Source organism: Peptostreptococcus russellii (assembly GCF_900110295.1).
GTDB lineage: Bacteria > Bacillota > Clostridia > Peptostreptococcales > Peptostreptococcaceae > Peptostreptococcus > Peptostreptococcus russellii_A.
This window is the reverse complement of record NZ_FODF01000006.1, coordinates 19,049-43,532: the sequence shown is the minus strand read 5'-3', so window position 1 is coordinate 43,532 and position 24,484 is coordinate 19,049. Positions and strand designations below refer to the sequence as shown.

Annotated in this window: 18 protein-coding genes; 1 reads left to right on the top strand and 17 read right to left on the bottom strand. The window is 30.5% G+C overall.

What is annotated here, in order from left to right:
* Positions 1-35 precede the first annotated feature (35 nt).
* The 14 genes from BMY82_RS04925 to BMY82_RS04860 form a co-directional block, all read right to left on the bottom strand.
* The gene (locus BMY82_RS04925) at positions 36-1,979 is read right to left on the bottom strand and encodes an ATP-dependent helicase (protein WP_242938918.1); all 1,944 of its coding nucleotides are present in this window, start codon (positions 1,977-1,979) and stop codon (positions 36-38) included.
* 149 nt (positions 1,980-2,128) lie between these two features.
* A complete protein-coding gene (locus BMY82_RS04920) occupies positions 2,129-3,757 on the bottom strand; it encodes a ClC family H(+)/Cl(-) exchange transporter (protein WP_180366735.1) in 1,629 nt (542 codons plus the stop codon).
* Between the two features lie 131 nt (positions 3,758-3,888).
* On the bottom strand, positions 3,889-4,749 hold the full coding sequence (locus BMY82_RS04915; protein WP_091975293.1) for a bifunctional 5,10-methylenetetrahydrofolate dehydrogenase/5,10-methenyltetrahydrofolate cyclohydrolase: 861 nt from the start codon (positions 4,747-4,749) through the stop codon (positions 3,889-3,891).
* Complete coding sequence (locus BMY82_RS04910) at positions 4,739-5,371, bottom strand: cyclodeaminase/cyclohydrolase family protein (RefSeq protein WP_242938917.1); 633 nt, start codon at positions 5,369-5,371, stop codon at positions 4,739-4,741. Before BMY82_RS04910 ends, BMY82_RS04915 begins: the two co-directional genes overlap by 11 nt.
* A 160-nt stretch (positions 5,372-5,531) precedes the next feature.
* Positions 5,532-7,208 carry a formate--tetrahydrofolate ligase gene (locus tag BMY82_RS04905; RefSeq protein ID WP_091975291.1) on the bottom strand — a complete coding sequence of 559 codons (1,677 nt, stop codon included), beginning with the start codon at positions 7,206-7,208 and terminating at the stop codon, positions 5,532-5,534.
* Positions 7,209-7,818: 610 nt separating this feature from the next.
* The gene (locus tag BMY82_RS04900; RefSeq protein WP_091975289.1) at positions 7,819-8,247 is read right to left on the bottom strand and encodes a flavodoxin; all 429 of its coding nucleotides are present in this window, start codon (positions 8,245-8,247) and stop codon (positions 7,819-7,821) included.
* A 12-nt stretch (positions 8,248-8,259) separates the two neighbouring features.
* On the bottom strand, positions 8,260-8,841 hold the full coding sequence (locus BMY82_RS04895; RefSeq protein WP_091975287.1) for a DUF3793 family protein: 582 nt from the start codon (positions 8,839-8,841) through the stop codon (positions 8,260-8,262).
* A 320-nt stretch (positions 8,842-9,161) separates the two neighbouring features.
* Entirely contained in the window at positions 9,162-10,445 is a 1,284-nt protein-coding gene (locus BMY82_RS04890; protein WP_091975285.1) for a redoxin domain-containing protein, read from the bottom strand.
* A gap of 137 nt (positions 10,446-10,582) precedes the next feature.
* The gene (locus BMY82_RS04885) at positions 10,583-11,716 is read right to left on the bottom strand and encodes a tetratricopeptide repeat protein (RefSeq protein WP_091975283.1); all 1,134 of its coding nucleotides are present in this window, start codon (positions 11,714-11,716) and stop codon (positions 10,583-10,585) included.
* A 324-nt stretch (positions 11,717-12,040) separates the two neighbouring features.
* Positions 12,041-13,876, bottom strand: coding sequence for a B12-binding domain-containing radical SAM protein (locus tag BMY82_RS04880; protein WP_091975280.1), 1,836 nt, complete (start codon positions 13,874-13,876; stop codon positions 12,041-12,043).
* Between the two features lie 43 nt (positions 13,877-13,919).
* Positions 13,920-14,954, bottom strand: coding sequence for a hypothetical protein (locus BMY82_RS04875; RefSeq protein ID WP_091975278.1), 1,035 nt, complete (start codon positions 14,952-14,954; stop codon positions 13,920-13,922).
* Positions 14,955-15,193: 239 nt separating this feature from the next.
* Complete coding sequence (argS, locus tag BMY82_RS04870) at positions 15,194-16,894, bottom strand: arginine--tRNA ligase (RefSeq protein ID WP_091975276.1); 1,701 nt, start codon at positions 16,892-16,894, stop codon at positions 15,194-15,196.
* A gap of 222 nt (positions 16,895-17,116) precedes the next feature.
* A complete protein-coding gene (locus BMY82_RS04865; RefSeq protein WP_091975274.1) occupies positions 17,117-17,599 on the bottom strand; it encodes a 2-thiouracil desulfurase family protein in 483 nt (160 codons plus the stop codon).
* 136 nt (positions 17,600-17,735) lie between these two features.
* Positions 17,736-20,165 (bottom strand): endonuclease MutS2, encoded by a 2,430-nt coding sequence (locus tag BMY82_RS04860; protein WP_091975262.1) that lies wholly within the window; start codon positions 20,163-20,165, stop codon positions 17,736-17,738.
* Positions 20,166-20,545: 380 nt separating this feature from the next.
* Here BMY82_RS04860 and pepD point away from each other — a divergent pair, with 380 nt between their 5' ends.
* Complete coding sequence (gene pepD, locus BMY82_RS04855) at positions 20,546-21,997, top strand: beta-Ala-His dipeptidase (protein WP_091975260.1); 1,452 nt, start codon at positions 20,546-20,548, stop codon at positions 21,995-21,997.
* A 107-nt stretch (positions 21,998-22,104) separates the two neighbouring features.
* On the opposite strand, the gene BMY82_RS04850 is transcribed toward pepD, so the two are convergent.
* The 3 genes from BMY82_RS04850 to trmL all read right to left on the bottom strand — a co-directional run bounded on the left by BMY82_RS04850 (position 22,105) and on the right by trmL (position 24,303).
* Positions 22,105-22,317 carry a tautomerase family protein gene (locus BMY82_RS04850; protein ID WP_091975258.1) on the bottom strand — a complete coding sequence of 71 codons (213 nt, stop codon included), beginning with the start codon at positions 22,315-22,317 and terminating at the stop codon, positions 22,105-22,107.
* A gap of 545 nt (positions 22,318-22,862) precedes the next feature.
* A complete protein-coding gene (locus BMY82_RS04845; protein WP_091975255.1) occupies positions 22,863-23,714 on the bottom strand; it encodes a DegV family protein in 852 nt (283 codons plus the stop codon).
* 118 nt (positions 23,715-23,832) lie between these two features.
* The gene (gene trmL, locus BMY82_RS04840; protein WP_091975252.1) at positions 23,833-24,303 is read right to left on the bottom strand and encodes a tRNA (uridine(34)/cytosine(34)/5-carboxymethylaminomethyluridine(34)-2'-O)-methyltransferase TrmL; all 471 of its coding nucleotides are present in this window, start codon (positions 24,301-24,303) and stop codon (positions 23,833-23,835) included.
* Positions 24,304-24,484: the final 181 nt, after the last annotated feature.

The window sequence follows — 24,484 nt, the reverse complement described above, 5'->3', positions numbered from 1 at the left end:
GTATTTTTTTAAACTTAGAAAACACTCTAATTACTTTATTTTTTAGAGCTATCAGATGCTCTATTATTTATAGATTTATCCAATTCTTTTAAAAATCTCGATTTGGCTATACTTTTACCAAATCTCTTTGAAGGGGCACTGATAACTATATTGTCCTTTGCCCTAGTAATTCCCACATAAAGAAGCCTTCTTTCTTCTTCATAATTACTATCTTTTGGCTTTTCTTCATCTGAAGGTATAAATGGTATTACACTATCATTGACACCTGCTACATATACATTTTTAAACTCCAGCCCCTTGGCACTATGCATTGTAGTCAAAACCACACCATCTGTTTCTATATTGTCCATTGAAGTAGTTTTCTTCTCTGTTCTCTTTTTTATTTCTTCTCTTACATTCTCTATATGCTTAAAATAGTCAAATATACTTTTGTATGATTTGGCAGAAGTTTCAAGTTCGTCTAAAATTTCTACTATTTGCTTTGCCTTTATCTTTCTTTCATGGCAATATTCAAGTATATATCTATCATAGTCTAAAGTAGATCTTATATAAGAAATTCCATATTCTGGTGCAAGGCTTCTTACATACTGCAAATCATCATAGAGTTCTTCAAGATTTTTTTTTTGAAAATCTTTTATATCAGAATTATCCATAAGACTTTGAAAAAAATCATCAGACTTTAAAGCACTACTTACTGCACTTTTAGATATATATCTAAAAGGTTTATTTATTATTCTTGACCAATCTTCATTATTGCCTATATTAGCTGCGATTCTTAAATATGAAATAATATCCTGACTTACCCAATGATCATATATACTCCTTGCAGAGTCCTTGAGAACAAATGGTATTCTATTGTCCATAAATACATCTACAAAGGCTCTAGCCTGCCTATTAGTCCTATATATTACCGCAAAATCACTGTATTCAAATAATTTTTTTTCATTGTTACTAGATTTCTTTTCTTCCCTTATATTTTCAGATTCAACTAAGGATTTTATTTCCTTGGCAATAATATTAGCTTCATCATCTGTATCCTTGGGATAGATGTATCTTATTTCACCACTTTCGCTGCGATTAGAATTTATATTCTTTTCATGTCTATTTTTATTATTCTTTATAAGATTCTGAGACAATTGAACTATATTTTTTCTAGATCTATAGTTTACATCTAAAACTATACACTTGGCAGATTCAAAATACTTTTCAAAATCCATCATAAAATCTGGTCTTGCCCCTCTAAATCCATATATACTTTGATCTTCATCTCCTACTGCAAAAACATTATTTGAAGGTTCGGCTATTAGTTTTATTACTTCAAACTGAACCCTATTTATATCTTGAAATTCATCAATTAGTATATATTTATAAACCTGTCTTACAATATTAAGTACCTCTGGACTTTTTTTAAGCAAAATATATGTAAGTATCAACATATCGTCAAAATCTATTTTATTTGCAGCATTTTTAGCCTTTTCGTATAGTCTAAAAATATCTTGAAACTCACTTTGAGAAAATGTTTGAGACTCGAAATCACTTGATTTCATCATTTCATTTTTCACCAAAGAAATTTCCGACAAAACATCCGATACGTCATCATCACTATAATTACTTATTTTCAAGTGTTTTAGTATACTTTTTATAAGTTTGAATCTATCTACTTCAGATATTAAATCTTCAAGTTTAACTCCACTGTATCTTCTTAAAATCCTAAAAAAAGAGGAATGGAATGTTCCAAAGTTTACTTTCTTTATTTGTTCATTATTTGAAAGACTCATAGTTCTTTTCTTCATATCAATAGAGGATGCCTTAGTAAAACTAATTGCTAATATTCTCCTAGGAGCTACATTACAATTTTCTATCATATATATAATTCTATCTGCAATTACCCTTGTCTTTCCAGAGCCTGGTCCTGCCAAAACAAGACATGGTCCATCAAGATGTTCTACAGCCATCTTTTGATTCTTATTTAACTCCAAAATATATCCTCCCTCCAATATCAATATAGGCATTTATTTTTATATATTATTATAAATTTGCCACAATACCTATTTTACCATAAATAGATATGCCCGTACAATTTACAAATCTGTACGGGCATAGTTATCAAAATTATATTATAATTTTATTATGACTTTACTTTTTCTTTTCCTAATTTTTTACTTGTGCAGGATATCATCCCCGAGAAATAATCTAACATTCTAGATGATTCTGTCTGATTGACCATTATAAGAAGTAGATCTCCTTCTAGAATCCTCGTATTACCTCTAGGAATTATCTCTTTTTCGCCTCTATATATAGAAACTACAAGACAGTTTTGAGGCCATTCAACCTCAGATATATATTTGCCTTCTATATCACTACCTAGGTGAACTACAAGTTCAACAAGAGTCTTTTTATTTTCTTTACCCTTGTATTCCTCATGACTTTGACTCAAAATATCCTCTAAAAGATCATCATATACAGGATTTACCCCTAATAAATCTGATGTTAAAAGAGCTATAAAAACTACCACTGATAATGGTAAAAGTTGTTCAAATGAACCTGTCATTTCAAATATAAGTATAATACCTGTTATCGGAGCCTTTACTATTGCTGCAAAGTGACCCGCCATTGCTAGAATAGCAAAGTTTATAAGGTACTCAGCTGGTACTCCAAGATATCTAATACATATCATTCCAAATATAGCACCTATTATAGATCCTATTGCAAGAAGTGGAAAAAATATCCCCCCTGGAACTCCTGAGCCAAATGATATAAATGTAAAAAGATATTTTATTACAAATAACAAGAGCATCATAAATATGCTTATATGAAGAGATTCCATACTCATAATAAGAGAATGCCCTCCACCTACAAGAACAGGTAAAGTCATTCCTACTATTCCTGAACATACAAAAGGTATCATTATTTTAAATTCTTTTTTTATAGGAAGATCTCTGTATAAGTGCTTCGTTTTTAAAATTCCATTATTAAATACATAACTGCTTAGACCTACCAATATTCCTAGAATTACTAATGACCAATAATATTTTATAGGCATCTTGTTCAACATTGCAAATCTAAGAGATGGATTGATACCCAAAAATGCCTTTGTAATTACATCTGCTGTAACTGCCGATACCATTGCTGACATCAAAACAATCGGTGAAAAATTCTTATGAACTTCTTCTAGGGCAAACATAACTCCAGCTAGAGGAGCATTGAATGCTGCTGCAAGACCAGCAGATGCACCACTTGTTATTAGATATTTATGCTCATAATCCATTTGATTTGCTTTTTTTGATATTCCCTCGCCTATAGCAGCACCCATCTGAACTGAAGGACCTTCTCTACCTACAGATAGCCCTGCTGCCAGACACATAATACCACCGACAAACTTATAAATTAATACTTTTTTCCAATCTGTCTCTATTCTTCTAGTGATTATCCCTTCAACCTGTGGTATCCCAGAACCAGAAATATTAGGTTCTTTTTTTACACAGTATGTTACAAATAAAGACATTAGTATAAGAAGGACGAAAACTCCTATTACATACAAAGGCTTACCACTTACAAAGCGATATATTACTTCAAATCTTTTTAATAAAAATTCGCCCAAAATCCTATATAAGACTATAGTTGCTCCACTTAAAATACCTACTATAAGTGAATACCCTATCATCTTGTATTTCAGCCCATCGGTAGTGCCGAGAATATTTAACACATTTTCATCTTTGTCGTTTTTCAACCATGAAAAAATATTCTTTTTATTCATACTACCTCCTAAAATAAGGCTTGGCTAAAATTATAGTCAAGCTAAATAACTATATAATTAAACTTTATAGATGGTTTATTTTATGTAAATGATTTTAATTTACATACACATAAATCTGTATAAAACATTCTTTAAAGATTATTAATATTCTTACATGCTTTCACAAGATGTGAAATAAGAACTGAAGTTGTAACTGATCCTACTCCACCTGGAACTGGTGTTATTTGAGCTACAGTATCTATTACTGAGTCCATATCTACGTCACCACACATATTTCCTTCATCATCGAAGTTGATTCCAACATCTATAACTATTGATTTATCGTTTATAAACTTCTTATCTATCATTTTGGCACGTCCCATACATGAAACGATAATATCGCTGTTTTTAGTTATTTCCTCAATATTCTTTGTCTTAGAATGGCAAACTGTAACAGTGGCATCTCTATTTATAAGTAGAATAGATAATGGCTTTCCTACTACTAATGATCTCCCTAAAACAGCTATCTTTTTCCCTCTTAAATCAATATTATAATATTTTAGAATTTCTACTACCCCCATAGCTGTACATGGTGGATAAGCTGCATCATCTCCAAACATTACCTTTGCCATATTCATGGGAGAAAAACAATCTACATCCTTTTGAGGATCTATTATCTTTTCAATGATTTCTTCATCTATATGCTTTGGAAGAGGTCTAAAACACAAAATTCCATGAACTGAGCTATCCTTGTTCAAACTTTCAAGAGCTTCTATATATTCCTCTTGAGTACAATTTTCATCAAGTTCTACAACTCTAGTTTCTATATCACACTTAGAACATCTTTTTTTCGCTGCTCTTTCATATGCTTCATCATCAAATTTATGACCAACTTTAAGCATTGCAAGAAGGGGTTTTATACCATTTGATTTTATATATTTAACATCTTCTATGGCTCTTTCTGTAATAGTATCTGCAACTATTTTTCCTCTTAATAACTTATTATCTAACATCTTCCAACACTCCCCCATATATTTTATCGCACCTCTCTGTGATTTCTTCTATTAGTCTATCCATTTCTGAAGACATCTTATCCACAAATTCACAGTCTTTTATATCCTTTATGTTGATTAATACATTTAATTTGGCACTTAATGCTGATGCTTTCAACATCTGCACTCCAACTCCAACGTCACTTATCAACATTTTCGATCCTTTTATCAACAATTCTTCATGTAAATCAAGAACTTCTAAAGAAAGCCTTAATAAATTCATTGGAACTATAGCGGCATTTTTTAGACATTTTTGCATTTCTATATCCTTACTTCTTTTTTCTTCCTCACTTTCTGCTGGCATTTTGTATACTGCTGCAAGTGGAAGAAAAGCTTCAGCATCTTCATCTACCATTGCTATTGCCTTTTTAGAAATAAGTCTTGTTTTTTCAAGTATATTTTGAATATCTTCTTCAAACTCTGCATACTTCTTTTTTCCTGTTGTAAAGTTTGCAACCATTGATGCCAAAGAGTTTGACAATGTTAAAGCATATGCAGCAACACTTCCACCACCTGGCATAGATTTTTTAGAGGCAAGTTCCTCTGCAAATTTTGTCATGCTCATATCTACATATTTTGTCACTATTTTTTCCTCCTATTTAAAATCATCATGATTTATAGTATATCATTATTTCAAAAAAAATTGAAGAGATGAGAAAGTTAAGTGTATAAAAAAATAAAGGGAAGTCAATGTAATTCAAATGACTTCCCTTTTTATTATACTTAAAATTTTATTTTAACTATTAAAATAATCCTGATATTTTTCCAAATTCGTCTACATCTATTCTTTCAGCTGCAGGCTTCTTTGGAAGTCCAGGCATTTTCATAATAGCACCTGTAAGAGCTACTATAAATCCTGCACCAGCAGACACTGTAAGGTCTCTTACACCTATTTTGAAGCCTGTTGGTCTACCAAGCTTTGTTTGGTCATCTGATAAGGAATACTGAGTTTTAGCAACGCATATAGGGAGATTTCCAAAACCTAAATCTTCTAATTCCTTAATCTGCTTTTTAGCATCATTAGTATATTCTACTCCATCAGCACCATATATCTTAGTTGCTATTGAATTTAATTTTTCTTCAATTGACTCCTCTTCTTCATAGCAGTATGTGAAGTTGTTTTCGCCTTCTTCTATTAACTTTAAGACTTCTTTTGCTACTTCTTCTCCACCTTCGCCGCCTTTTGCCCAAACTTCAGATAAGGCAACATTTACTCCCAATTCATTACACTTCTTTTCTATTAGTTCTAATTCAGCTTCAGTATCCATTGGGAATCTATTAATTGCAACTACTGCCGGTAACTTGTATACTTCTGTAATATTTTCTATATGTTTTAGAAGGTTTGGAAGTCCTTTTTCAAGAGCTTCTAAGTTTTCTTCATTTAGCTGATCTTTAGCTACTCCACCATTGTATTTTAATGCTCTTACAGTAGCTACTATAATTACTGCATCAGGCTTTATACCAGCTTTTCTGCACTTGATATCCAAGAACTTTTCAGCACCAAGGTCTGCACCAAATCCAGCCTCTGTAACTACATAATCACTCATGTGCATAGCCATCTTTGTAGCTATTATAGAGTTACATCCATGAGCAATATTGGCAAATGGTCCACCGTGAATTATAGCTGGAGTTTTTTCAAGAGTTTGAACAAGGTTTGGTTTAAGAGCGTCCTTAAGAATAGCTGCCATAGCACCATTAGCCTTTAAATCTCTTGCTGTAATAGGCTTTGAATCATATGTGTATGCCACTACTATATCGCCTAATTTTTCCTTTAATTCTGCTATATTATTTGATAGACAGAAAGTAGCCATAATCTCAGATGCAACAGTAATATCAAATCCATCTTCTCTAGTTACACCGTCTACTTTTTTCCCAAGTCCATCTACTATATTTCTAAGTTGTCTGTCATTCATATCAACACATCTTCTCCAAGTTACTCTCTTTGGATTTATATTCAAAGAATTTCCCTGATGAATGTGATTGTCAAGCATAGCTGCAAGTAAGTTATTAGCTGCTCCTATTGCATGCATATCGCCTGTAAAGTGAAGATTAATGTCTTCCATAGGTATTACCTGAGCATATCCTCCACCTGCAGCTCCACCCTTGATTCCGAAAACTGGTCCCATAGATGGCTCTCTAAGTGCAGTAATAACATTTTTACCAAGACGGTTAAGAGCATCTGCTACTCCTATTGAAGTAGTAGTCTTTCCTTCTCCAGCTGGAGTTGGATTAATTGCAGTTGTTAATATTAGTTTTCCTTTTCTATTAGGAATTCTATCCAAAACATTGTAATCTATTTTTGCTTTATACTTTCCGTATAATTCAATATCATCTTCTGTTAAACCTATCTTTTTTGCTATTTCTCTTATATCCTCTGCTTTTGCTTCCTGTGCAATTTCAATATCTGATTTAAATCCCATTTTAACCTCCTACATTAACAATACAGACCTATTCGACTCAACATCAAACTCTTCATTTATTGATCTGACAAAATAAAAATCTGTAAACTAGTTATTTATTTTCTTTTATTTAAATATCATTCGTAATATAACGAACATTATTTCTTTTAATGCTACTAATAGTATATAATATTTCAAAAGAATAGTCAATAAATAAGTTGAACTTATTTTTAACCCAAGATCTTAATTAATTATAAATCAACACCCCTTGAAAAAATATTTATTTCTTTTGATACATTTTGATAGCTCTTTTATAACTTCTATTAGCTTATTTTTTATTTATTAAGTTATGTTCTAAAAAAAAAGACCTTTTCAGGTCTTTTTTGTATTTGAGTTATTTAATTATAAGGGACAAACTAAAAATTAATCTCAACTTACTAACTTATTTAATATTATCTTATCTCTCAATTTATTTTTATTCTCTATTTTTCCATACATAGAGTTTAGTATGAAAGATTATGCTCGTTTATTAATGTTTTTAATATATCTTTAAAAATCAAAAAAACATAAAATAGTTCGATAATTTTTCCTAGATTTAAATTTTAAAACTTATATATTAATCTTTTATTATTTAAAGCTTTGCAAATGAAGATGCAAATTCTTCACATCTTGCTATTGCTTCATCGTCAGGAGTTTCGTTTACGATAAGACCTTCTCCTTCAAATAGGTTAGCTCCTGCAGAACTCACTCTATCTTGCCAAGTTCTCATCCATTCTCCATCTCCCCATCCATAAGATCCAAATAGGGCAACATTCTTACCTGAAAGCATCGATTCTACTTGATCAAAAAATGGAGCAAACTCTGATTCTTCAAGTTCTTCATTTCCCATTGAAGGGCAACCAAAAATTAATGATTCATAATCTCCCACATCTTTAGTAGATTCTGAAATATTTACTAAATCAAACTCTACACCTTCCTTAGAAATTCCAGAAGCTATTGCATTTGCCATTGCCTCTGTATTTCCAGTTCCACTCCAATAAAATACTCCTATCTTTTTCATTAATTTTTCCTCCTATGCTATGCATTTATTTTGAAACTGGGCAACTATGCTGTCCAGTTTTCTACCACATTCTAACTCTGCAACTGTAAAAGCCTTCAATTTATCATATGTCGAGAACATCTCTTTTGCTTCATTGATATTTTCATAAACCTTCCAATATCCACAATATTGATAGTTCCTTCCATTATTGTCTATAAAGCCCTTTACATCTGAAAGTGGGTATCCTAAAAACAAACCTATTTCATGAGGAAATTCTTCCTTAGCCATTCTCATTTTTAGAATATGAAAATATTCATTTAAATCATCTGACTCTATATATCCATAGCTAGAAAGTATATCTGAAACATTTTTTTCTTTCAAATGCTTTAACAAATTATCCTCACTATAAACAAGAAGCAAAATTCTTTTTTCACACTCACATATATTTTCTATTTTTATTCCATGTGATTTAAACTTTTTATTGTATTCATCTACCAAAAAAGCAACCTCTGGAATTTCTTTCTTAAATACAGAAACAAGATTTGAAACCTTCTTTCCAAACAATACTGGAGAACAAAACGTCGCCAATGTATTTTCAAATTTTGCATTTGTCATATAGTCACCACCTTTTAATAATTGCACTATAGTTATTGATAATTTCAAAGGAAAAATATATAAATAGAAAAATATCTTTATAAATTCTTTCCTTTTCTTATTGATATTAATTATCATTAACTATTTATCTTAATTATAGCAAGCTGTTTTCACAATGTCAACATATTTTTGATAATTATTATTAATTAATTGTAATTTTTATCTGTAATTCAAATTTTAATCTCAAAATAAAACAAGTTATTCAAACTATAACTTTTAAAAAGTATCATAAAAAAACTGCCGGTCATTGACCGACAGTTTTTAAATCTAATAAAGATATATTACTTCAAATTCTTAGTCTCATTAACAGCCTTATCCATTACATCTCTTGTAATTCCACCTGTTACATATCCATATATCTTTCCTTCTTTATCTATTAAAAATGTTGTAGGAAGTGAATATACTTGATACTTTCCAAATACTTCACCTGTTGTATCCATCAAAACAGGGTACTTTATTCCCATTTCATCTATAAATTTCTTTACACCAGCTTCATCTTGCTCTCTACCTTGTCCAGGAGAGGCAACAGCTACTACCGCTACATCATTCTTATTAAATCCGTTATCTTCATATAACTTTTCAATATCTGGTATCTCTTGCTTACAAGGTGGACACCATGTTGCAAAGAAATTAAGAAATACTACCTTTCCCTTAAAGTCCTTTTCAATATTGACTGTGTTTCCATTTTGATCTTTAAGTTCTATTGGCAACATCATCTGCCTTTCATCTTGAGATGGATCACCATCTTCTGATTGACTACTATCCTCAGTTTCTTTTGCCTCTTTTTCCTTACTGGATTCATCGGTTTGGGCTTCTATACTTTCTTGTGTAGAAGAAGCTCCAGACAGCTTTGCTTCAAACTTATCCAAAGTTCCAAACATAAGCATTGCACCCATAACAATAAGTATTACAGCTCCTAACTTTACTATTTCATTCATTATTTTAGGATTTTTCTTTATAAAGTTTAGAGTTTCTCCTGTAAATAATCCCAAAAGTACAAAAGGAATTAAAAATCCTAGTATGTAAACAACTACAAGAAGATTGCCTTCTAAAACACTCTTAGCATTTGATGCAAGTATCAATACTGATGCGAGAGCTGGACCTACGCAAGGTGTCCATGCAAAGCTAAATCCAAATCCCATTACAAATGCTACTAGAGGATTCATTTTCTTAGTTGAAGCCTTGCTAGTCATTCTAAATTGCTTGTTTAGAAATTTTATCTTAAATAGTCCAAGTTGGTTTAAACCAAGTATTATAATTATTGCTCCACCAACTTTTGAAAGGACATCTCTATATTCCTTCAAAACTGATCCTAATGATGAGAAACCAAGACCTAATATGAAAAATGCTACAGATATTCCAAGTATAAAGAATATCGTATGAAGCAGTACTGTTTTTCTTTCGTATTTTATAGTTCCATCCGCATCTTTTTCCTTAGCACCACCGGCTAAATACCCCATATATAGTGGTATTAACGGTATTACGCAGGGTGAGAAAAACGATACTAATCCTTCTGTGAATACCATAGCAAAATTAATGCTACTCGATAATCCTAATGAATTCATAACGAATTTACCTCTTTTCCACTTATAACAGACCGAGGACAAAACTCTGACAGTACTTCTGTAGCTTGTGTATAAAAATTTACTAATTTGCTATTTGTGTAGGTATTTTCTGCTATTAAAATTACCTAAATTATTCTCTACAGCTGTCCCATACAGGCTATTGTTACCTCGTCCATAGGGTCGATTTCATATGCTCTTTCTATATAATATTTGGCATCATCATAATTTCCATTGTTTAAATATGCCATACCTAGATTACATAGTATTTCTGGATCATCTTTTCTTATCTTTGAAGCCTTAGTTAAATATTCTATAGCTCCATTTAGATTTCCTTGTTCTGCCAAACAAAGTGCCATTTCAACCAAAGTATCGACCTGCGTTGGTCTTATTATAAGTATTTTTTCTAAGTATTTTATTGCTTCTCCAATTTCACCTAATGATTTATAGGCTAAACTTATGATAAATAGAAGATTCCACCAATCTGGATTTTCATCTTCAAGGGGAAGTAATTTCTTTAAACCTTCCTCAGCCTTTCCCTGAAATACAAGATTATAACCTTCTTCATATTCAACCTTAAAGCTTATATTGCCAATATTTTCTTGAAGCTCAGCTGCTAAATCAGCATCTAATCCTAAATCCAAAGCTCTATTCCATACATAATTTGCTTTTACATACTGATTCTGATTAGAATAATGAAAACCTAATTGATAATATGCAAGAGCAAATTTATCGTCTATATCCAAAATATGTTCAAGGGCATAAAGCGCCTCCATAAGAAAATCATTCATTCCTTCTTGATTTCCATCTTTTTGATATCTTAGTGCAAGTTCTTGACAGATAATAGAATACTGATAAAGTGCCATAATATCTTCGGAATCTTTTCTTAAAAAAGATTTTATATATACAAGTGCATCTGTAACTTCACCATTCTGGTAACTTTGACTTGACATATATCCAAGATACGGGAATCTATCGAAATCTAGCTTTTTTTCAAAGGCATCGATAAATTTATCATATTCATCATTGTAAACAAAGTTTGAGTCTATTCCCTGCATATAAAGCATGGCATCCACCATAGACATCATATTTAATGATTCGTGGGCTGTATTCTCCTTGATATTCTTCACTAGAACATCGCTTTTCATAGGAGCCTTTAAACCTTCTTTTGGTACTGTATATCCATCAAGAGAAAGTTCACTATCTTCATTAATTGTAATAAAAACCAGCTCTTCTGATTTCTCTAATATATATTTTTCTATTCTGCTTTTCATAAATCTTCCTTCCTTCAATTAATATTAAAAATACATTAAATGAAAATTGGATACTACTATTATACCCAATGATCTCAAAACTGTAACATTTTTTTTTACATTTATTTATTTTCTTTCAAAAACAATATTTTTCCTTCTTATTCAAACAGGTTATTTTTTACTTAGAATATATTATTATACAGCAAATCATCTCTAATAACTACTCTTTTACATATTTTATTTATATCTAGTATACTTTATTAACATATATTCTAGCTATATTTATTTTTTGTAAAATAATTTTCTTTTAATGTATTATCTTTCTATATAATACTTTTAAGAATACTATATTTTCACCTTGTATGCCTTTGATTTTTCAAATATTTTATCAATATCATAATAAAATAAGACGGTATTTTCTTCCTCTCTTATTGTAGAGTTTATATCTTTTTTCAAATCTATTACATTAAATCTAAACTCTTCAAATTGTACATATCTAATAATATTCTTAGCAAATTCCCCTAAATGCTCTGGAGTGTACTTTCTTTGATTTTCTTCATTTTTTAAAAATTGGTGTCCCCTATTCTTGAAGTCATTTACCTCTATTCTATTAAAGAATGTTGGTATAGAAGCACTTCTTCCCAATGAAAGATAGTCAAACTTCAAAACATCTCTAAAAATTTCCAATTCCAAGATACTTTCAACTGAATTGCTATTTTCATCTAAAGTTTCTTCTTTTTCTAAAGATTTTTTTATTTTCTTTTTAAGAACAACTTCATCAAAAAATTCCAAGAATATTTCATAAAGTCTATTTTTACCATTAGATACATCAAAATAAGCATTTCTATCAAAGAATTCTGCAAAGTCTTCAAAAAACTTGAAGGGTCTATCATAATATCTTTCAATTACAAAATTAGTCGATAAAATAAAATTAGCAGAATTATAGTATGTCTCTAATATTTCTTCTATATCTTTAAGTTTCAAAATTTCGCCATATGAAATATATTTATTTGAAAGAATTTCATATGGTGGATAGTCCTTATATTTATAATCGTGTTCATCAGACCTATCTCTTATTCCAGTTCCCTTTATCATCTTTAGAAAACCCAGCTGTAAACATTCTGACTTTAAGTTGAATACATCATCAAAAGAATAGGAAAATCTCTCATAACCCTCATATGGAAGTCCTGCAATAAGATCCAAATGTTGATGTATATTTCTATAAGATGATATTGTATTTACAACCTTAGTTAATCTTTTAAAATCATCTTTTCTTCCTACAGCTTCAAGAGTTCTTTCATTAGTCGACTGAACACCTATTTCAAATTGAAAGAGTCCTGCCTTACAATTCTTCAAAAACTCCAGCATATCATCATCTATTAAATGTGCCGTTACTTCAAAATGATAACTTGTATATCCATTATCATTCTCCATTAAAAAGTTCATTACATCTTTTGCAATCTCTCTATTGGCATTGAAAGTTCTATCTATAAACTTAATTTGTGAAACTCTCGCATCTATTAGATTTTTTAAATCTCTTTTTATTCTAGGAACACTAAAATATCTCAAACCTTTAATTGCCGATGAAAGACAATACTGACAGTTAAAAGGACAGCCTCTAGATGATTCAAAGTATACGATCTTATTTTCATATTCACTTTTGTCTATATTTTCATAGGGACTTGGAATCTCATCCATATTAGCAATTAAGGGCATTGCTTCATTAGCTACAATTTCTCCACTTTCTCTGTGACATATACCACGAACATCTTCTATTTGCATTTTTCCTAGAAGTCTAAGTATTAAATCCCTATAAATTACTTCTCCCTCACCATATAAAATATAATCAACAAAAGGATATTTTTTCATAGCGCTAATATAATCATAGCTTACTTCTGGACCACCTAATGCAATCTTTACATTTGCTTTTACTTTTTTGATATTTTCACAAAGCCTTGCTATATCCTCTACATTCCATATATATACAGAAAAAACTATTAAATCTGGATCCATTTTATAAATATCCTTCATGATAAAGTCTATACTATTGTTAATAGTATATTCCTTCATAAAAAGTTTATAGTCATCTCCTTCAAGATATCTAGAATATTCTCTTATATATCTAATTGCCAAATTCGTGTGTATAAACTTTGAATTTAGCGTAGTTAATAATACCTTCATAATCTCTCCATTCAAATTTATTTCATCTTATATGTCTATCATCTTAGGAATTATCTATTATTTTGTACTCAAATTTATATTCTCCCGTTTTTGTCGATAGCTTTAACACAATTTTTCTTTCGCTATTTTCATCTACTACTTCTCTCGATTGAACTTTCACCATACTTAAAATTGGATCTGAAAATGCTTCTCCAAGTTCTCTTTTTAAAAAGTCTTTAGGTGATGACTTCAAATTGTATTTTCCAATACTTACTTTGCCATACCTTACTCTCAAAAGATGATTAGCCATAGCCTTAATAAAATCTTTATAAATATTACTTTTCATATTTATATAATAAACTTCTTCTAAATTTTCCTTGCTATTATCTATTATTTCTAAGTCTTTTACAAAAGCTGACAAAAGGTTATAGACACTTTTGCAACCAGAATCATCCTTTTTACTATAAGTTGCAAAAGAATCTTCATTAAATACATATTGTAATATATCTATTATCTCTATACTACTCTCATATACACCATAGTTTTCTTCAATTTCATAGCTATCTATGCACTTATGTACTAATTCTATATATTTTATTTTTGCCATTTGAAATTTTACATTGTCTATCTTACTTTCTTTATATGGATTAAAATCAATAATTTCATCTTTTATTTTATTTAAAATATCTAGCATATCTTTATTTCCAATAAGAAGATTTCTTATTATTATGTCATAACAAAATACATCAATTGTATACTCATACTTTTTAGACTCAAATCCATAAAATTTGCACAACTTTTCGGATAAGTCCTTGACTGTAGATTCATATCCTTCAAAATTCCTACTTGCAAGAATTAAAGGCATAAAAAAATTAAGTAAATAATCTTTACTCATTTCACTATAATATTTAAAATATACAAATTCATCATATAGTCTATCAATATCCGCTTCTACCGTTCTTTTTTCAAAGTCATACCTCAATATCTTTGTGGCAATAATTATAAGATAGTATATTTCATCACTTACCTTATTAAAAGAATTTATATATGCTTTTTTAAGTTTTTCATCTATTTTATAAGATTCTTTATCTAAATTCATTTCCACACCTCTTTATTTTCTCTTACATTATATTTTACTCTAAAAGTCTATCTATAACAAGCTAAGCATATTTATACAAAATTAATAAAAATAACGCCGACTGTAATCTTATTCAAATTAATGTAATTGAATATTTTACCGTCGACGTTATACATTTTTACAAAAAGTTTTACAAAATACTCTTAGGTATTAAATATCTTTTAAATTTATTGCTTATTTATAGTTATAAAAATACTCTACTACATCTTTTCAGGAGCATGCATTCCTAATAATGCTAGTGAGTTTTCTATTGTCTGTCTAGTACACTCAACTAAAGCAAGTCTTGCTCTTCTAAGTTCCTTGTCATCTACTAGTATTGGACTGTTGTGATAGAACTTGTTAAATGCTTGAGCAAGATCAAGCACAAATCTTGTTACTATATGAGGCTCATTCTTTGTCATAGCTAATGTTATTGACTTGTTGAAAGTTTCAAGAACCTTAATTACATCCGCTGCATCTTCATTACTTAATAGATCATAATTTATATCAGCCGTAATTTCTTCATTTGCCTTTCTCTTAACTGCACAACATCTAGCATGAGTATACTGTACATATGGTCCAGTTTCTCCTTCAAAGCTTAAAGTTCTATTCCATGAGAAAGTATAATCTTTTATTCTGCTGTTAGATAGTTCTTGGAATACTACAGCTCCAACTCCTACTTCCTTTGCTATTTGGTCTACATCGCCTGCTTCAGGATTTTTTTCTATTATTATTTCCTTAGTTTTTTCTATTGCCTGTCTTAAAACATCTTCTAGGAATACTACTCTTCCCTTTCTAGTTGACATAGTCCCTTCTTCAAGAGCTACCATACCGAACTGAACGTGTACCATATCCTTGTACCATTCATATCCCATCTTTTCAATTACACTAAATAACTGCTTGAAATGAAGTTCCTGCTGAGAACCAACAACATATATAGCTTTTGCAAAATCATATGTTTTCTTTCTATATATTGCAGCTGCAAGGTCTCTTGTCATATAAAGAGTTGAGCCGTCATTTTTCTGAATCAAAGCTGGTGGCAATTTCTTATCTTCTAGGTCTACTATATTTGTTCCCTGAGATTCTTCAAGAAGTCCTTTTTCCTTTAACTCTTCAATTACTGCTGGCATCTTGTCTGAATAGAAACTTTCACCTGCATATGAATCAAACTCTATATCAAGTAGATCATATACTCTCTGGAATTCCTTCAAACTTTCATCTCTAAACCACTGCCATAAATCCTTAGCTTCTTGATCTCCATTTTCTAACTTTGTAAACCAAGCTCTTGCTTCGTCTTCCATTTCTGGCTTCTTTTCAGCTTCTTCGTGGAATCTTACATATAGTTTTAAAAGTTCCTTAATAGGATTAGCTTCTACGGCTTCCTTATTTCCCCATAACTTATAGGCTACTATTAATTTACCGAACTGTGTTCCGTAGTCTCCAAGATGGTTAATTCTTATTACATTATATCCCTGAGAATCATATATCTTATATAGGGCATTACCTATAACTGTCGTTCTTATATGACCTATATGGAATGGTTTTGCTATATTAGGTGAAGAATAATCTATTACAACATTCTTTCCTCCACCAAAATCGCTCTTACCATAGTTTTCTTTTTCATCAAGAATCTGACTTATAACCTTCTTTGCTAAATCTTCCTTACTTACAAAGAAATTTACATATCCACCTAAATTGATTATCTTTGTAATTCCATCTTTTGCTTCTAATTCTCCTGCTATTTCTTCTGCTATAAGATTTGGAGCTTTTCTAAATATCTTTGCTAGCTTGAAACATGGAAATGCATAATCTCCCATTTCTTTATTTGGTGGTACTTCTAAAAGAGTTTTTATCTCTTCAACTGACATATCTTCAACTTTTGTCTTGATACTCTCAGCTATAATCTGCTTAAAATCTGCCATAACTTGCCTCCTGTAAATTATCTATTTTCATCTGTTCTTTAAAAAATCTATATCAAACTATCCGATTCTATCAAATAGTTAAAATCGCTGTTTTGCGCCATTTAAGCGCCTTTCTTAAAAATGGACACAATAATACATTATAATACTATACCTAATATATTATATTATAATATTTACGGATTTTTTTCAATACGTTCTTTGTTTTTTATATGTCTTTTCTAGCTAAAAGTTATTTCCCGATTCAATATCTTTTTCACTTAACATTTTTATTCCATTTTCCTTAAACAAAGCCGCTGTTACACCCATACCATTTTTTTTATTTCCATCAAACTTTCCTGCATAAATTTTATTCACACCACAAGATGGACTGGATTCCTTCATAATAACTTCTTCCACCCCATTGCTTTTTAACTTTTCTAGAGCTATTTTAGCTCCTCTTATAAATTCATCTGTAACATCTACAGCTTCTTTTGAATAAACGTGAAAGTTTTCTTTATCTTTGATGAAATCTTCACCGCTTTTGCCTTCTTCTATTTCTGATGGCACCCTTGGAGTTGGAAGTCCCCCATAAGATTCAGGACATATTTCAATACATTCCATATCTTTTACATATTCTAGTACACTTTCATTTTTATTATTTTTTCCATTATACTTACAATCTATTCCTAAAAGGCAAGCAGAAACTCCGATTTTTTTCTTTTTCATAAGATAATACCTCCTTACTCTTTTCCAAATATATCTATTTATAAATATGCTATATATAATATTGAAAATACAATATAGCTCTATATAAAATAAGTATTGTAGACTTACTTTGTAAATCTACAATACTTTTAAAATCTTATTTAACCTTTACTATTGTAACTCCGATTCCACCTTCACCGTACTGTCCATCTCTCATAGACTTAACGTGAGGGTTTTTCTTTAGCCATTCTTTAATACCTCTTCTTAGAACACCTGTACCAATACCATGAATTATAGTTACTTCATCATGACCTGCCATACAAGCATCATCAAGATATTTTTCAACCTTCATTATAGCTTCTTCTAGATTAAGCCCTCTTAGATCTACTTCTCTTGTAACATTTCCTGACTTGGATCTTATTACTTTTCTTGTAGTTCTTGTAACATGACTATCTTCTTTCTTTTCTATTCTCTTCAGAGATTTAAATGGTAAAGTCATCTTCATTATTCCAACCTGAACAACAGCTTCTTTCTTTTTATTGTCTACTGAAATAACCGTTCCCTCTTGATTAAGAGTAATGATTCTTACGTCCTCACCTGCTTTAAGGTTTTTGATTTCTTTTGAAGCAAATTTAGGAACTACCATACTTTCAACACTCGGTTGAAGTTTGCCCATTGACTGCCCTATTTCTCTTCTTATTTTCTCTATTCTTCTATCCTTGTCCTTAGATGCCTTTTCCATCTCTAGCTTTCTAAGTTCTTTTATCATCTTATCTGTAGATTCTTTTGCCTGTCTAATAACAGAAAAAGCTTCACTTCTAGCATTATCCATGATTTTTTGCTTGGAGTTTTCAAGCTTCATTACTTTTTCTTGATACTCATTTTTCATATTTTCAATTTCAGCTCTCATCTCCTCTGCCTTTTTCAGTTCTTCCTCTGTTTTCAATCTACTTTTTTCTACATTTTGAAGAATTTCTTCTATTTCTATATTATCATTTTCAAGGAAATTTCTTGCATTGTTAATTACATAGTCTGAAAGCCCTAATTTCTTTGAAATCTCAAAGGCATTTGACTTTCCTGGTACTCCAATTAAAAGTTTGTATGTAGGAGATAATTTCTCCATATCAAATTCAACTGCAGCATTTTCTACATCTTTTTTTGCCAATGCATATTTTTTAAGTTCACTATAGTGAGTAGTAGCTATACAAGATGCCCCTGCAGACTTTATATCTTCTAGTATTGCTATTGCAAGAGCTGCACCTTCTTCTGGATCTGTTCCAGCTCCCAATTCGTCAAATATTACTAGAGAATTTTCTGTTACATTTTCTAAAATACCTACTATTCTAGTCATATGTGATGAGAATGTTGAAAGACTTTGCTCTATACTCTGATCATCACCAATATCTGCAAATATGCTATCAAATACGCACATACTGCTTCCATAATCTGCTGGAATATGTAGTCCACATTGTGTCATAAGAGCAAATATACCAACCATTTTGATTGTAACTGTCTTACCACCTGTATTCGGTCCTGTAATTAGAAGAGTCGTAAAGTCCTCACCTAAATATACTGTATTGGGAACGACCGTACTTCTATCTAGTAGTGGATGCCTTCCTTCTACTATTTTAAAGCTTTGTTTTCTATTTAGTCTAGGCTCTATTGCCTTCATTTGAAGGGAAAGTTTTCCCTTTGCAAATATAAAATCTATCTTTGCAAGTATATCCTGATTAGATATCAATTCTCTACTTACTTCTCCAACTCTTGCAGAAAGTTCTGCTAGAATCCTTTCTATTTCTTCAAGCTCTTGAAGCTTTAATTGTCTTAAATCATTATTCATCTCTACTATTGACATCGGCTCTATAAATAATGTAGCTCCTGAAGACGATTGATCGTGAATAATCCCTGAAAACATAGATCTGTACTCAGCCTTTACTGGAACAACAAATCTATCACCTCTCATAGAAATAATAGCATCCTGAAGATACTTCTGATAAGTTGTAGATGAAATTATTGAATTTAACTTTGATCTAATAAGTTGATTCTTCTGTATAATCCTCTTTCTTATGCTTCTAAGTTCACTTGATGCAGAGTCTGCTATCTCTAGTTCACTTACTATAGCATTGTATATTTCTTCTTCTATATCTCTATGTATATAAAGAGAATTTGCAAGAGACTGCACTATAGGATACTTTACTATATCCTCATCATCTTCTTCTGAAACAGAGTTGGCTGCATTTCCAAATGTTTCTACCTTTATATCTCCACTTAATACATTGGAGATTACCCTTGTAGCTCTCATTGTATCTGCTATCTTCAAAAGATTTCTTGCATCTAAAGTAGCACCTATATCTGCTCTTTTAACTTGATCTGTTATATTATATATTCCCTGTAAAGGAACATGCCCCCTCTTAATAAGAATTGATTGTGCTTCCGTTGTTTCTTTTAATGCATTTTCAACCTCATCAAAATTAGAAGAAGGACTTAATTTTTCTATAATTGAAAGTCCCAGCTCAGAAGATGCCTTAGACTTCAACATTTCAATTACCTTGTTTATTTCCAAAACATTGTAGTATTTTTCGTTCATAAAACTCAGTATATATCTCCTTCCATAAATCTATATCTAAAACTAGAAATTAAATTTCTTACTAACTAATTTTTACTAATAATTATCACTTTTCTTTCTAACTCTCTTTTTATTAGAAAGAAAAAATAAATCTTTTACAAATTTCAATCTTGAAATTTTGCACACTCACTATTATATCATAAATATTTGATTACATATATTCTATCTCTATATCGTCCTATTAAATATTGTAAAATTAATTTAAATTTATACTATATTGTAGGATAATTCTGATTTTATTTGAAATTTTTTAAATAATTTCCTCTAATCATGTTATAATATAATTGTATAGATATTTATATGCAATTATACAAAAATTTATCTTCAAGGAGGTGTTAAAAATGGACTACATAACAGAAGGACTTACACCAAGCAGAGTTTTCAAGAATTTTGAAGACATATCGAGAATTCCAAGAGCTTCCGGAAATGAAAAACAGGTCAGTGATTATATAAAGAAATTTGCTGAAGACCTTGATCTTAAGGTTTTTCAGGATAGTAATTATAACCTTATTATAAAGAAAGCAGCTACTAACGGCAGACCTGATGGTTGTACGGTTATGCTTCAGGCACATATAGATATGGTTACAGAATCAACAGAGAATTCTGATCATGACTTTGAAAAAGACCCTATTGATTTAATTATCGATGGTGATATTATTACAGCAAGAGACACAACTCTTGGTGCAGATAACGGAATCGGTGTCGCATATATTATGTCAATACTCGAGTCAAAGGATATTATTCACCCAAATCTTGAGTGTGTACTTACAACAAGCGAAGAGTTTGGCCTTATAGGAGTCAACAATATGGATCTTTCTTCATTGAAGTCAGAGTATGTTGTCAATTTGGATTCAGAGGAAGACTATTGCATATTAACAGGATGTGCTGGGGCAGTTGATTCAACTATCTCACTAAAAAAGGAGTACAAGCCAGCTAATACAAAAAATGTTGCTCTTGAAATTAACATTCACGGTCTTTTAGGTGGACATTCAGGAATGGATATCGACAAACAAAGAGGTAACGCAAATGTAATAATGGGTAGGCTTCTAAACTCAATTACTCACGATTTTGACCTTTTCTACGTAAATGGAGGTTCCAAGAGAAATGTAATACCTAGAAGTGCTGAAGCTGTAATTTCTGTAAGCGACAAAGACCTTGAAAAGGTTGTAAGAGAAATTCAAAAAACAGCTGCAAAAGCTCACAAGGAAATTTACAGTGTCGATCCTAATTTAAAGGTTAGTCTAAGAAGATCAGCTCCTGCAGATTTCAAAGTTTTCTCAAATGACTGTAAGAAAAAAATAATAAGACTTTTGAACCTTATCCCAGACGGAGTAATTTCTATGTCTAATTCACTTGAAGGAACAGTTCAAACTTCTACTAACTTTGCAGTAGTAAGAGAATCAAATACTAGAATAGATTTTATAAATATGACTAGAAGTTCAATGAAATCAGAAAAAGAATTGCTTAAATCAAAGTTAGCTATGTTGGCAGAAATATTCAATGCGTCTATTGAATTTGGTGCTGAATACGAAGCTTGGGAATACAATCCTAATTCAAAACTTGAAAAAATTGCTATTGATGCTTATGAAAAGAAGTTCTCTAAAAAACCTGAAGTTGCAGTAATGCACTGTGGTTTGGAAAGCGGAATTCTTCTCAATAAACTAAATCATAAAGCTGAAGCAATTTCAATCGGTCCTAATATTTTTGATGTTCATTCCCCAGATGAATATGCTGAAATAAGTTCTATTGGAATGATTTGGGACTATTTAATCGATTTATTGAAAACAATATAGATAAAAGCACAATGGCGATGATAAATTATCATCGCCATTGCTTATGTAGATCTTATTGCTTGTTTTATTTTCTAGCTAAAATCTATTAGATTTTATATCAAGCCAATTTAATAATTGGGCTTTACTAGCATATCATTTTCGTCTATTTTTTCCAGTACTTCTTCATTCCATTTTTCTTTTTCTATATCTTCCACTGAAACTGATACTGCACCCTCTGGACAAGCTAACTCCTTAACTGCTAATTCATGAAGCTTATCTGCTAAATCCTTCTTTGTCTTTTCGTCTCTCCCTGGAAACATTTTTACTGAAATATGTGGCATATTAATACCCTCCTTATTATTTATATATTCTTGTATAGATAATTAAATCAGCACTCTGTAATTTTCTAGATGCTAAGATAATCATTATACAATTTTTATTATTTTCTTCTAATATAAATAATATATATTATATTATCATAAAATTCATTTTATGTATATACACATATATATATTTATAGATATTTCAAAAATTTTCTAACATACATACTCATCTATTCATCTATACTTTCAAACTAAAAGCCAAGATTTTTTTGTTGACTATTTATTTAACAATAGTACTCCCTTAAAGTTACTACTATAATTTGTAGTATATTATTAATTAATAATATTGTCAATACAATTCATAAAATTATTAAAATACATATTTATATCTAACTAAATTCTATATAATAACTTATATTCTACACTTAATTTTAAGTTTTTTATTATGGTTTTTATGGCAAAACTATATATTTTTATCTTCTTTTTTAATGTAAATTGCATTTTTACTAAATAAAAAAAGCCCCAGCAAAAATTGCTGAAGCCTTGTATTTTATAATTTCTATTTATTTATTTTTAAAACATATAAATCCTGTTATTCCTGGTCCACCGTGTGTACCAATTCCACAACCCACCATGAAGTATTTTACTTCCTTTGGCTTTAGTTCTTCTCTTAATTTTTCTTCTAATCTGTCTCTTTCCTTCAAATCATCTGTATAGCCTATAAATACAGTTTGATCGCTTAAATCTGTTACTCCATTTTCTTTTGCTACATCAATTAATTTGGCTGCAACATTTTTCTTTCCTCTTGCATTAGCAACATTATCTACTATTCCATCATTGATTACGCATATTGGCTTGATATTAAGTACTGTACCTATCATCGCTTTGGTGCTAGATATTCTACCACCTCTTTTTAGGTACTCAAGATCGTCACACGAAAAAGTTACATAGGCATCATTTTTAATTTTTTCTATTTCTTCTGTAATTTCATAAAGAGTTTTTCCTTCTTCTCTTAACTCTGCTGCTCTTATTACAAGAATTGCTATTCCATAACAAAGATTGTTAGAATCTACTATTCTTATATCTCCATCTTCTACATCTTCTTTTGCCATTATTGCACTTTGCATAGTACCAGTAGCTGTTGACGCTGCAGATATATATAGTATTTTCTTTCCTTCTTTAGTATACTTATCAAATACCTTGTAATAATCTGCGTATGTAATCTGAGAAGTTTTTGGCATTGCTTTTTCTTCTCTAATTCTTCTATAGAACTCTTCTGTTGTTATAGTTACTCTATCTTTATACTCCACATCATCTATTATTACATTTAATGGAATAACTTCTATATCATATTTATCTATATATTCCTGCGTGATGTCTGATAGACTGTCACACACAATCTTTATTTCCTCCATATTGTACCTCCAAATAATTACATGACGCATTTTTAATAAAAATACATCACTCAGGATCAGATTATTAGCCATTATCGGCGCTTGTAAAAAATCTTCACCAATAAACCAACTTATCTAACTAAACCAAATCCTTGAAATCAAGCTGTCTCATAGCTTCATAGACTACTATAGCTACTGAGTTTGAAAGGTTCAAACATCTAGCTTTTTCAATTCCTCTCATCGGTATTCTAATACAATGTTCTATATTTTTTTCTATTAAATCCTTGGGCAGTCCTTTTGTTTCTTTACCAAAAACTAAAAAACAGTTATCTTCATATTTTACTTCTGTATGATTCTTTTTTCCACTTGTAGTTGAATAAAAATACTGTGCATCAGGATACTTTTCCTGAAGTTCTTCAAAACTATCGTAGAACTGTATATTTGCAATATCCCAATAATCAAGACCACATCTCTTTAAATGTTTATCGTCTAATGAAAATCCCAACGGTCTTACAAGATGAAGCGTTGCACCTGTATTTGCTGCCGTTCTTATTATATTTCCTGTGTTATGTGGTATTTCAGGTTCAACTAATACTATATTTACAGCCACGTTACCTCCTCGTTTTATAAAAACTTTATAATATATCTCTTATTTACTTACTAATTTATTCTCTAACTTTTTGTGTTTTTCCCCTTTAGTCTACTCTATATATTACCATAATTTCAACATAAAATCTATATTTCAAGATTAATTGCAGACCACTATGATTAGTTTTCTAATTTATTTCGTC

Coding starts and splice junctions, on each gene's coding strand:
- BMY82_RS04860 (WP_091975262.1), bottom strand. CDS start 20,165: ATGAACGAAAAATACTACAATGTTTTGGAAATAAACAAGGTAATTGAA.
- BMY82_RS04875 (WP_091975278.1), bottom strand. CDS start 14,954: ATGAATTTAGATAAAGAATCTTATAAAATAGATGAAAAACTTAAAAAA.
- BMY82_RS04895 (WP_091975287.1), bottom strand. CDS start 8,841: ATGACAAATGCAAAATTTGAAAATACATTGGCGACGTTTTGTTCTCCA.
- BMY82_RS04850 (WP_091975258.1), bottom strand. CDS start 22,317: ATGCCACATATTTCAGTAAAAATGTTTCCAGGGAGAGACGAAAAGACA.
- pepD (WP_091975260.1), top strand. CDS start 20,546: ATGGACTACATAACAGAAGGACTTACACCAAGCAGAGTTTTCAAGAAT.
- BMY82_RS04915 (WP_091975293.1), bottom strand. CDS start 4,749: ATGTTAGATAATAAGTTATTAAGAGGAAAAATAGTTGCAGATACTATT.
- BMY82_RS04900 (WP_091975289.1), bottom strand. CDS start 8,247: ATGAAAAAGATAGGAGTATTTTATTGGAGTGGAACTGGAAATACAGAG.
- BMY82_RS04885 (WP_091975283.1), bottom strand. CDS start 11,716: ATGAAAAGCAGAATAGAAAAATATATATTAGAGAAATCAGAAGAGCTG.
- BMY82_RS04865 (WP_091975274.1), bottom strand. CDS start 17,599: ATGAAAAAGAAAAAAATCGGAGTTTCTGCTTGCCTTTTAGGAATAGAT.
- BMY82_RS04845 (WP_091975255.1), bottom strand. CDS start 23,714: ATGGAGGAAATAAAGATTGTGTGTGACAGTCTATCAGACATCACGCAG.
- BMY82_RS04890 (WP_091975285.1), bottom strand. CDS start 10,445: ATGAATTCATTAGGATTATCGAGTAGCATTAATTTTGCTATGGTATTC.
- BMY82_RS04920 (WP_180366735.1), bottom strand. CDS start 3,757: ATGAATAAAAAGAATATTTTTTCATGGTTGAAAAACGACAAAGATGAA.
- BMY82_RS04905 (WP_091975291.1), bottom strand. CDS start 7,208: ATGGGATTTAAATCAGATATTGAAATTGCACAGGAAGCAAAAGCAGAG.
- BMY82_RS04880 (WP_091975280.1), bottom strand. CDS start 13,876: ATGAAGGTATTATTAACTACGCTAAATTCAAAGTTTATACACACGAAT.
- argS (WP_091975276.1), bottom strand. CDS start 16,894: ATGGCAGATTTTAAGCAGATTATAGCTGAGAGTATCAAGACAAAAGTT.